The following is an 11,718-nucleotide window of genomic DNA, read 5'->3' as shown; positions in this document are numbered from 1 at the left end:
ACTACTGATCAGCTTACTACTGATCAGCTTACTACTGCCCAGCTTACTACTGCATATGAATGATTCCGGTTGAAATGATTAGTTTTTATAAATAAGTGTACTTTGGCTGATATCGGGGGTGGTACATTTTATACAGTAATATCCTTTGGATAAATAGGGTACCGGGATGCAAAGCGGATTATTATTGGCTGCATAGTTCGGATAAAACGGACGCCCTGCAATATCGTAAAGACGAATGTCGGCAGTAAGCTCCCGTTCCGGAAGTTGTACGTAGATACTTTCATTCTTCTGCTCATACCATATTTTTACTTTCTCCGTTATTTCCGTGCCTTTCATTCCGGTGTCATCGGGATCCGGATAAATACGTATCACGAAACCGCCTCCTTCTGCTACTTGAAAACTCATTTGAGTCTGACTGGTAACATCGGCCGTATAACATTTGCATGCTGTCGCATCTCCGGTACGGCTCGATGTGTCGTTGTTCTTTTCCGGTATATCTTCAATAATGTAGGCTTTATAACGTGTATTAGGATCAAGGAATGAAAAACCAACGTTGAGACTGCGTTCTGTCCAGTTGCTTAATCCGCCTATATACCATTCGTTTCCTGCCCTGCGTGCCATGACTGCATATTCGCCGATTTTCCCTTGCAGGGGTTTTGTCTCATTCCAGACGGTAGGTACGTGCTTTAAGAACTCCATTATCTCCGGGAATTTCCGGTATTCCGTCGGTGCATCGCTCACGAATCCCAATGTCTGATGATATACTACATACTGAGCCATCTGGTGTGCGCGTGTACCCAAGCTCCAAGGGGCGCCGGTACCTTTCCAGGTCCATCCTTTCCGGGTTTTGTTGCGCAGAGAGCCGGGGGTCATATCCATTGCTCCTCCAAGCATGCGCAGGAAAGGGATCACCGTGTGGTATACCGGGTTACAATTATCGTTCCATTTGTTACTTTCTTCACCTGTCACTGCCTCATAACTGATGATATTCGGGTAGGTACGGTGCCATGCCACCGGTTTGGGACAGCCGTGCAGCAACAGCATCAACTGGTTCTTTGCACAACGTTCTGCCATAGTCGGTATCCAGCCGGCTGCAATCTGATCGTCTCTGGACATGAAGTCGGCTTTCACACCGGATACCCCCCATTCTTTGAAACGGGCAAGCATCGGTTCGTCAACAAGCAGGAAATTGAAATAGCTCCACACCATAATTTTAATGTTCTTGCTCCGGGCATATGTACACAGCTCTTTGATGTACTCTTCCCCCCAGCCGGCATCACAGGTCATCCATTCAAATCCCATTTCTGCTGCAAAGTCGACATAATACTTATAGAATTCGAGCGTATGAGGACGTCCGTCGCCGAACGGACCATAGATAAAGCCTAAATCACCTTCAAGCTCGCCGTCGTGCAACCATTCGAAAGCGGTTCTGCCTCCCGATATCCAGGAAAAGTCTCCTTCTACCTGTGGCTTTGCTAATTTGTAAACCAAGTCATTGTTCATAAGTTCCGAATCATCATGGCTGATGATAAATCCACGCCACGGGTAAGTGCGTTTTCCCGGTGTCACGGCAATGTAGTCGTAACGCTCTAATACAGCCTGAGAGTCGTATTTATTTTCGTTCTTGATCTTTTTGGGATATTCGGCCCATTTGCCTACTAATTTATTTCCGGCCTCTTTTTTTAATAAGTACATACCCGGGTAATTTTCCAAATCGGACTCGATAACCGTGATTCCGATTGCTTTCTTATTATTTCTGAAAAAGCAGGGATTAATGCCGTAGTCTCCTGTTTTGATCGACTTCACACTTAACTCACGTTTATAGGGGAGTTCCCACTGGCTCATGGTACGTTTGTCTTCGTCATAGGCAATCCAGACTTGCGGATTGTCTTTAAAATTGAATTCTGCTATTTCGGTACGAACGGTGATACTTCCACTGATTTTACTTTCCATCCGGTAGGCTACTCCTTCGTTATACGCCCGGCAGTGCAAGGAGTAAAGAGAGCCTAAATCGAGTATCATTTCGTTGTAGGTGTCGTCTATTTCGTCATTTTCGCCCAGATGCATCGGGATTTTCTGACTGATAAAATTCCGGGTACACTTCTCCACTACCGGATTTTCTCCTAAAACCAGTTGGCGGCCGTTCCTCTCTACCACCATTGCAATGGGAGAGATTTCAGAGATCGCCTCTCCGCCGGAAAATATTTGGTAAGAGAGAGTATCTTCTGTTATAATTTTAAGTTCCAGCGTTCCGTTAGGCGAACTGACTGTATACTCTTTTTGTGCTTTTAGCTGCAAGGTTGCTGCAAAGCATAAGACGATGATTAAAATAAGATGTTTTTTCATATTCCGTATGGTTATTAACAAGTTCTATCTGTCTCTTTTATTGGCTGCTACAAAGGAACGGCATAGTTGTCACATGTGGAATGGATAATTCTATTCTGAATATGGATAATTTTACCTTTACAGAAAGCGTTATCATGAAAAGTAAGATTATCCATATTCGTGGTAAGATTATCTATTCTTTTTTTCCTGTCAATCAGCTTATTTTGCAATCGGATAGGTCAGGGGGAGGTAAGTAGTCAGGTATTAGGTAGCAAGTAGTAAGCAGGTAGGTGGATAAGTAGTTAATTAATAGGGTTGTAGATAGGTAAGTGGTTCGATGGTAAGGTAAGTATAAGTTATATATTATAAATACGATAAAATGGAAATAAAAAGAAAGATGAGTAACACATTGGGGGCCGGCCTTTTACTGCTGGCATCCGCTTTTAGTTTTTCTGCACAGGCTGCACAGGTTTTTCTGCATAGCGGCGAACCGGTTGTTGCCTGGAAGTTGAAACCGCAGGCCGAAGTGAAAGAAGACGCAAACACTTTGTGTAATAAGGGATACAATGCATCTTCATGGGTAGATGCTGTAGTTCCGGGGACTGCTTTTACGGCTTATGTAAATGCCGGACTGGAAAAAGACCCTAACTTCGGTGATAATATCCATAATGTAGATCGTGCCAAATACGATCGCAGTTTCTGGTACCGTACCGAGTTCAGGATTCCTGCCGATTTTGATAAAGAACTGATCTGGCTCAATTTTAACGGGGTGAACCGTAAGGCGGAAATTTATCTGAACGGACACAATTTGGGTATTCTGGATGGCTTTATGCACCGGGGACGTTTTAATGTAACCGATATGGTGGATAAAACCGGTGAAAATGTATTGGCTGTGCTGGTGCATATGCCGCAAACTCCGTTGGCCAACTGCGGTAGTCCTACCTATCTTTCCAGTGGTGGCTGGGACTGGATGCCATATGTCCCGGGATTGAATATGGGTATTACCGATAAAGTATTTTTGAGCAATACGGGAGGTGTGACCTTGATTGATCCGTGGATACGTACTGATTTACCCACTCGTGCGCGGGCGGATATATCTGCACAATTGGAAGTGAAGAATAATGAGAATAAATCGGTTAAGGTCGTAGTGACGGGTATGATCAAGCCGGGTAATATTACTTTTAGCAAAGAGATCGATTTATCTGCCAATACGACTTCTACCGTCAGCTTTGACAAACGTTATTATCCGCAATTGATGCTCGACAGTCCCCGGTTGTGGTGGCCGAACGGATACGGAGAGCCGAATCTGTATACTTGTACTTTCGAAGTAAAGGTGGATGACAAAGTTTCCGAAACGAAAGATGTTACTTTCGGTATAAAGAAATATACTTATGATAAGGAGAATAACACTTTCCACATTTATATCAATGGGGTTCCCGTATTTGTAAAAGGGGCCAATTGGGGGATGTCGGAATACATGCTTCGTTGCCGTGGTGCCGAATATGATACAAAGGTTCGTTTGCATAAAGAGATGAACTTTAATATGATACGTAATTGGCTGGGCTCTGTGACCGATGAGGAATTTTATGAAGCTTGTGACAAATATGGAATTATGGTGTGGGATGATTTCTGGATTAATTCCAATCCGAATTTGCCTTACGATCTTAACGTGTTCAATAATAACATGATGGAGAAGATCAAACGCATACGCAATCATCCGAGTGTGGCAGTGTGGTGCGGGGATAATGAATCCAATCCGCAACCGCCGTTGGAAGGCTGGATGGCCGAGAACATCAAAACGTTTGATGGGGGCGACCGTTATTTTCAGGCAAATTCCCATGCACAAGGGTTGACCGGTAGTGGTCCGTGGGGGGCTTTCGAACCTCGTTTCTACTTCTCTAAATATCCTGACGGATTGGAAGGCGATCCGGCACGCGGCTGGGGATTCCGTACGGAAATAGGTACTGCTGTAATGACTACTTTTGAGAGCTTTAAAAAGTTTATGCCGGAAGAAAACTGGTGGCCGCGTGATGATATGTGGAATAAGCACTATTTCGGGCAGAATGCTTTCAATGCGGCTCCCGAACGTTATGACGCTTCTATCGCAAAAGGTTTCGGTAAGCCTGAAGGCATTGAAGATTATTGCCGTAAAGCGCAGCTTATCAATATCGAGTCGAACAAAGCAATGTATGAAGGCTGGCTGGATCGTATGTGGGAAGATGCGTCGGGCATCATGACCTGGATGGGGCAGTCGGCATATCCTTCAATGGTCTGGCAGACATATGATTATTATTATGATCTGACAGGTGCCTATTGGGGGGCGAAGTCGGCTTGCGAACCGGTACATATTCTTTGGAATCCGGTGACGGATGGTGTAAAGATTGCCAACACGACGGCACGTGATCTGGAAGGGTTGACTGCCGAGGTTAAAGTATACAATCTGGATGGTAAACCGGTAGCGGCTTACACGAAATCGGCTACGGTCAATTCGCCCAGTAACACTACCGTACAGTGTTTTACCATCGATTTTAATAAAGAACGCAAAAATCTGTCTTTAGGAAAACCGACTTATGCGTCGAGTGTCACTTACGGGCAACCTTCGGATGCTACGGACGGTAAGAAGGACACCCGTTGGGCAGCAGCCAAAGCGGATAATGAGTGGATCTATGTAGATCTTGGTAGTGTGCAGCCTGTCGGTGGTGTTCGTTTAGATTGGGAGGCTTCGTTCGGAAAAGCTTATAAGATACAGGTATCGAACGATGCGGAAAACTGGAAGGAAGTCTATAAGACGGATGAAGGACGCGGTGGTGTAGACGAAATTACCTTCCCCGAAGTGGATGCCCGTTATGTACGTATGTTCGGTATCGAACTCGGCTGGTGGTTCGGTTATTCCTTGTGGAGTTTCGATGTCTTGAGTGGAACGCAGCCCAGTGAAGGATTGAGCGATGTTCATTTTATCCGCCTGACCTTGAAAGATAAAGCCGGAAATGTAGTTTCGGAAAATAACTATTGGCGTGGTAACGACCGTTTGAACTTTACGGCTTTGAACACTTTGCCGAAAGCGGATTTGAAGGTTTCTTCCAAAATGGTGAAAAAAGATGGAAAGGCGGAAATCCAGGCTTCCATCACCAACCCCGCTTCTGCCAAAGGTGTTGCCTTTGCCGTGCATGTGCAGGCATACCGCACCTCGGATGGTGAGCGCATTTTGCCGGCTATCATGAATGACAACTATTTTACCCTTATGGCGGGTGAGAGGAAGAATGTTACCATTACGTTCGACGAAAAGTTATTGGACGGCGGTTCTTATAAACTGGTGGTGACCCCTTATAACAACTAACATATAACTGTTCGGGATTTGCGATTAGACGGTTTATGATGTTGTACGATTGAAATAACTCCAATCGCATATCATAACCGTCTAACTGCAAATCCCAATTTTTTTCTCGAAGATAGATCAATACTCTCATTTTATAGTACAAATGTAGAAGATCGGCCCGGAATATATTTAAACACACCAAGATATCTACATTGATTATATTTATCGATACATTTAAAACTCGATCCGAGAGTCGATAATACTACATTTGCAACAGGTCTTTGACTATTAACCAAGTTTTAAATTAAAAATTATGAAGCACATTTTCTCTTTAAAGAAAAGTATTTCCCTTTTGTCGGTTGCGTTTGCCTGCTTACCTTTTACAAGTGGCGTTGCCCAGCAAATGACTGCTTTTGAAAGGGTGGGAACAGATGATGAATCCGTACAGGAGTTTTTCCCCGGCGAGCACCGGGCGCGTCCGGTATTGGGCGCATATACCAATAGCGGATATATGGGATTGTTCAGTGGCGGCCAGGATTTAGGCGGTTCGAGTGGTTGGTACACCGATTCCCGTTGGGGAGATTTGGGTGACGGGACATTTGCCAACCCCATCCTGAATGGCGACTATTCCGATCCGGATGTTATCCGGGTGGGAAATAAATATTATATGATCTGTTCTGAGTTCCATTTTATGGGAATACCGGTTCTCGAATCCGAAGATATGGTTAACTGGACCATTATCGGTCAGATATACGATCGTATTGACTATCCCGGCTTTTCGGAAATGAAACGTTATGGCGACGGTAGCTGGGCGCCTGCTTTGCGCTATCATGACGGGAAATTCTGGATGTTCGTCTGTATGCCGAATGACGGTTTGTTTATGTCTACCGCCACAAATCCGGCCGGCCCCTGGTCTCCGTTGCATTGTGTGAAGAGTGCCGGTGGTTGGGAAGATCCTTGTCCGTTCTGGGATGAGGATGGGCAAGCTTATGTCGGGCGTAGCCAGTTGGGTGGTGGCCCTATTTATATTCATAAAATGAGTGCGGACGGCACACGGCTTCTTGACGATGGTCAGAAAGTATATGAAGGTCCGGTGGCCGAAGGCACGAAACTTTTTAAAAAGGATGGTTACTATTACATCAGCATTCCCGAAGGCGGCGTCGGTTCCGGTTGGCAGACGGTGATGCGTTCTAAAGATATTTACGGTCCTTATGAATCGAAGCGTGTGCTGGAGATGGGAGTGACCAAAGTAAATGGTCCGCATCAAGGTGCTTTGGTAGATACTCCCGAAGGAGAATGGTGGTTCTATCATTTCCAGTCGGCCGATCCTCAGGGGCGTGTCGTACATTTGCAGCCGGTGGTATGGGAAGACGGTTTCCCGGTTATCGGTATGGATTATGACAAGAATGGAGTAGGCGAGCCGATGAAAGTCTGCAAGAAGCCTTCTATAAAATGTAATGTAACCCCTCATGCCCCGCAATCGAGTGACGACTTCACATCGGATAAGTTAGCTTTGCAATGGCAGTTCAACCACAATCCGGCAAACGAAAACTGGTCTTTGACATCCCGTCCCGGATGGCTGGAAATTAAAGCGTTAAAGGCAGAAAACGTGCGCGAATCCCGTAATCAGTTTACACAGAAAACGATGGGATACAAAGGAGAAGCCGTCATTCGGATGGATTATTCGGATATGACAGAAGGACAACGGGCCGGTCTGGAATGTATCGGTGATAAATTCTGTGGTGCAGGTATCTTGATGCAAATGGACGGCGGAGTGTTGCAGCCGGTTGTCTATTATGAGAATGAAGGGCAGGTAAAATTGATTAAAACAATAGAGAGAGCGGATGACCGGATAGTTTATGTGAAATTAGTGATCGACGCCTTGACGAATAATCATCAATTTTCCTACAGTTTGGACGGACAGAATTATCTGGACTGCGGCGATTCGTTTCGGGAAGGTTCCCGCGACTGGAAGGGTTCCCGCGTAGGCCTTTACTCCTATAATACGAAAGCGGATGGCGGAAGTGCCTGGTTTGATTCATTTGAGTATAAATTTGACGGCCCCGGCGGGTTGGCGGCAGAAGAATAAAAGGAGGGACTTATGAAAAAGAGATTGATTGCCTGTCTGCTTATGGCATTGCCCTGTATCGGGGGGATTGCCCACGTCTGGGATGAATTGGCTATTCTTGTACGGCGTAATAGTGATGGAACTTTTACACTTGAAAAGGAATCCTATCTGCCGATAAGTACGTATACCAATGCAGTGTTTTTTGATTTTAACAATGACGGGAATCTCGATTTGCTGATTATGGGGCAGGGAGGAGATTGGAATGTAAGCGGTGATGTTAAGATTGTGGCCTTGTATCGGAACTTGGGAGAAGAGAATGATTATCGTTTTGAGAAAGTTGCCAATCCGGGATTCTTCCCATACAAAGATGAAGGTTTTTACAATCCGATCTCCGTAGGCGATTATAATCACGACGGATATACGGACGTTGTTGTGATGAACTATCACGAGGGGAGGCGTGTGGACTTGTATCTGAATGACCGTGGGAGCGGTACCTTTATCCATCAGGAGCAACAAGTGTTTGAGGGGGCTACCAATGGTTCGGTTATGTTTGGCGATCTGAATAACGACGGTTGGCTCGATATTGAATTTTCCGGATATAGTGACCGGGCGTCTACCGGAATTAAAACCTATATCAACAAGCGTGACGGCTCATTTGCAGACGAGACTCCGGCAAATATTTACGGCGCTTTTCAAGGACAATCCACGTTGGCAGATATTAACGGTGACGGAACATTGGATATTATCAGTACCGGGAATGGCGATAATTGGGTTTGTCTTGCTTCTTTGTTCTACAACACGGTTGATAAGGACGGTAAATGTACCTATCGGTATGTTTCGGAAAAAGAAAGCAACCTTTTGGGAGTCAGTAGGGCCAATCCGTTGGTTGCCGACTTTAATGGTGACGGCCGGATGGATATGGTGATAAACGGGGAACCCAGTGACGGTTCCGGATATAGAAACCGTATCTATTATCAGACTCCGGAAGGAAAGTTTGTGATGGATAAATCTTATCCGGTGGTTCCGGTCAATCAGGACGGGGGTATTAATATGGGTGATGTGAATGGCGACGGCAATATGGACTTGATAGTCGGCGGTTATGTAGGAACTTACGATAAAGCTCCCGACTCTTATTATTCTTCACCGTTGCGGGTTTATGAGAACAATCCTCAGAAAAACGGGCTTCCTGGAAATACTTTTCCCGAGCCTCCCGCCAAGGTTACGGCTACGATGGAGGGGGATGAACTCCTGATCACCTGGTTACCCGGTTCCGATAAAGAGACCCCCGAAGCGGCCCTGCGCTATAATATTTATGTTCGTAACGAGACTACCGGTGAACTGTACACCATGATCCCGGTAGATATTGAAACCGGTAAGCTGAAAGTCGGTACTGATTTGCAGACTTCTCTTTCTTCCGCTCTCAACTCTTATCGGATGCGTGTGTTCGGTGAAGGTAAATATACGGTAGGGGTTCAGACGTTGGACCAGTCATATGCCGGTAGTAAGTTTGCGACGGCCGGTTTCTCGGCAACGGGTATCCGGCAAGTTGCGGCGTCCGATCATTTCAGAGTCGTTACTGTAGATTCCGGAGTAGTGATCCGGGGAGTGGATAACCACAAGGTGGTGGTTTATGCCATGGATGGCAGAACGGTTAATACGGGCTTTTCCAATACGGTTATCCCTTTGTCGGAAAAAGGAGTGTACGTTGTTTCGGTAAGTGGAGAAGACGCACCGCTAAAGTGCATGTATTGACTACTCCGAGAAATATACTGATTAAGTAATGGTAATATAGTTTATTATTCGCTTCTTGATAGACTTTAGGTGTAAAAACATGGGGATGTTTTCATGCACAACATCCCCATGTTGCATATAAGAACATCCCCATGTTTTGTGTGACAACATCCGGATGTTTTGATATCCCGGTTTTATAGAAAAATGATGGCGGAGCATATATGGCTATGGAATTACTTGTTATGTATTGGTAATAAGGATATTTATGCTTGTTTTTTAATAAAAGCTTCTGGAAGTCACGTATATAAGTTAGTCCTGAAATGTAAAAAGGAGTGAGTGGGCGAAGAGGATACTACTTTGAACACTGGATTACATGGATATGGCAAAAAAACTTGTAATCCAGTATTTAAAGTATTTATATGGCCATTGTATGATGTGCTGTCTGTGTTGTTGTTCTGAAAAATAGAGTTCTGTTTCTATTTTCTCTATATTGGGTAGGAGATAATTTCAGATAATTGGTAAATAGCCTTGAGAAATAAAGAGGATCATCGAATCCGACCAACGGACTGATTTGATTCACTTTCATCTCCGTTTCTTCTAAATAATGGCAGGCTTTCTCCATACGGAGCTGTGCCAGATACTTGGATGGTGAAGTGCCGATCTGGGCAATAAATATTCTGGAGAAGTAAGAGACGGAAAGATTCACGTGCTCTGCCATATTTCTTAAAGAAAGATGCTTGTGCAGATTCTCCCGCATGAATTTTAAGGAAGTATCGATAATGCTACTCTCTTTGATGGCTTCCGATTCTTTCTTTCCCGAATTAGAACACTTTATAATGCCTAAGAAATGGAAAAATACGCTGGTGGCATAAGACATTTGTTCGGTACTGCTTTCTGATTGCAGGGTACTGAATATTTCCTCAAACAGATCTATTTTGTTTTTGAATCTCGATTGTGAGTTATACGGCATATCTTGAGGGATATCGAAACCTTTACTGAAATACCCGGCTTTTTTACCGTTGAAGTGTATCCAGTAGATAAACCACGGCTTCCCTTTGCTACTTCCGTAAGCATGGGACATGCCTTGTGGAATGATAAAGAACTGATCTTCTGCAACTTTTAATTTTTTTCCGTTATATTCGAGCCAGCCTTCGCCTTTTACGCAATAGATAAGAATATAGTCGGCAGAATTAGCTGCTTCTCTCCGGCAATAATGATATTCGGCATTTGGAAAATAACCTATATTAGTAAGGTATAACTCTTTGCCTAATTCATCCTTTTTGAACTTCTCGATAGCAAATAAGGGAAGACTGATCAGTCGTTCGCCTTTAAATCCTTCTTTGATCTTCAGCATAGCATTAAAATAATTAAAGGTTATTGTTCATGATGCAAATATAGGAGAGTGGTTTCGCAATGGATATTCGATAAAAATGAAAAAGTATCAAATTTTAATTTTGACGGGGATTACCCGGCTTTTGAGTGAATATTTTATATTTTGATATCAAAATTTTATATTGTGAGACTTTATATTGGTCTGAAAAGGCGTTTTTTGATACTTTATGGTTATTTTTGCATTTATATATTATATAATCATGAGAATAACTCTGTGTTTTATCATCTTTATTAATCTATGTATATCGTTGTTCGGGCAGGTACATTTTACGCGTTTGAATAATGAAGACGGGTTGTCGCATAGTGAAGTGAAAGCCATATTGCAGGATAGCTACGGTTATATGTGGATCGGAACCCGTAACAAACTGAATCGTTATGACGGATGCGAGTTTAAGGTGCTGGATTGTTATGATCCGGTGGCGAACAGACGGAATAATAACATTGCTGCTTTGTGTGAAGACGCTAACCGGCTTTTGTGGATAGGCACGGACGACGGAGTTTTTGTCTATGATCCGGCTTTGGAAACTTTTACGTATTTGGAACGTTGGTTGAATCCCGACCAGAGTGCGGACTTTTTATATAATTGGGTCTCAAATATTGTTGCCGATAAGGAGGGGAATATGTGGGTCGTCTTACCTTCCCGTGGTATACTGAAAGTGAATATACAGACAAAAGCCTATCGACTCTATTCGATATCGGAGGATACGGTATTTGGAAAGGGGGGGCCGTTGTCACTGACGGTAGATGAACAGGGAACGATCTGGGCCGGTTGTATCGAACAGGGCATTTGCCGGTATGACAGGAAGAAAGACGAATTTGTGCGGGTATTGAAAGAAACCGGAATGGTTCAGGGAAAAGGAGTTTATACGATGCTGTCTTATAAGGA

The 11,718-nt window shown here is 44.1% G+C and carries 6 protein-coding genes; 4 read left to right on the top strand and 2 right to left on the bottom strand.

The features are described from left to right. Positions 1-78 precede the first annotated feature (78 nt). Positions 79-2,346: a glycoside hydrolase family 97 protein gene (locus tag QVP90_RS03420; protein WP_021935654.1), complete on the bottom strand. Its 2,268-nt coding sequence runs from the start codon at positions 2,344-2,346 to the stop codon at positions 79-81. A gap of 376 nt (positions 2,347-2,722) precedes the next feature. Between QVP90_RS03420 and QVP90_RS03415 the strand changes: the two genes are divergently transcribed. The 3 genes from QVP90_RS03415 to QVP90_RS03405 all read left to right on the top strand — a co-directional run bounded on the left by QVP90_RS03415 (position 2,723) and on the right by QVP90_RS03405 (position 9,461). Next, a complete protein-coding gene (locus QVP90_RS03415; RefSeq protein ID WP_005928766.1) occupies positions 2,723-5,662 on the top strand; it encodes a glycoside hydrolase family 2 in 2,940 nt (979 codons plus the stop codon). Between the two features lie 292 nt (positions 5,663-5,954). Then, a complete protein-coding gene (locus QVP90_RS03410) occupies positions 5,955-7,730 on the top strand; it encodes a glycoside hydrolase family 43 protein (RefSeq protein ID WP_007479902.1) in 1,776 nt (591 codons plus the stop codon). A gap of 12 nt (positions 7,731-7,742) precedes the next feature. Beyond that, the gene (locus tag QVP90_RS03405) at positions 7,743-9,461 is read left to right on the top strand and encodes an FG-GAP-like repeat-containing protein (RefSeq protein ID WP_021935653.1); all 1,719 of its coding nucleotides are present in this window, start codon (positions 7,743-7,745) and stop codon (positions 9,459-9,461) included. Positions 9,462-9,855: 394 nt separating this feature from the next. On the opposite strand, the gene QVP90_RS03400 is transcribed toward QVP90_RS03405, so the two are convergent. After that, entirely contained in the window at positions 9,856-10,794 is a 939-nt protein-coding gene (locus QVP90_RS03400; RefSeq protein WP_021935652.1) for an AraC family transcriptional regulator, read from the bottom strand. A gap of 238 nt (positions 10,795-11,032) precedes the next feature. On the opposite strand from QVP90_RS03400, the gene QVP90_RS03395 reads away from it, so the two are divergent. After that, a partial coding sequence (locus tag QVP90_RS03395) for a ligand-binding sensor domain-containing protein (protein ID WP_288203916.1) occupies positions 11,033-11,718 on the top strand: 686 nt, incomplete at its 3' end.

Source organism: Bacteroides sp. CAG:189, assembly GCF_000432295.1.
GTDB lineage: Bacteria > Bacteroidota > Bacteroidia > Bacteroidales > Bacteroidaceae > Bacteroides > Bacteroides salyersiae.
Note: the sequence above shows the minus strand (reverse complement) of the source record. Positions and strands in the feature narration are given on the sequence as shown.

What these genes read in the sequence shown, in the direction of transcription:
- QVP90_RS03410 (WP_007479902.1), top strand. Translation starts at nt 5,955, where the DNA reads ATGAAGCACATTTTCTCTTTAAAGAAAAGTATTTCCCTTTTGTCGGTT.
- QVP90_RS03420 (WP_021935654.1), bottom strand. Translation starts at nt 2,346, where the DNA reads ATGAAAAAACATCTTATTTTAATCATCGTCTTATGCTTTGCAGCAACC.
- QVP90_RS03405 (WP_021935653.1), top strand. Translation starts at nt 7,743, where the DNA reads ATGAAAAAGAGATTGATTGCCTGTCTGCTTATGGCATTGCCCTGTATC.
- QVP90_RS03415 (WP_005928766.1), top strand. Translation starts at nt 2,723, where the DNA reads ATGAGTAACACATTGGGGGCCGGCCTTTTACTGCTGGCATCCGCTTTT.
- QVP90_RS03400 (WP_021935652.1), bottom strand. Translation starts at nt 10,794, where the DNA reads ATGCTGAAGATCAAAGAAGGATTTAAAGGCGAACGACTGATCAGTCTT.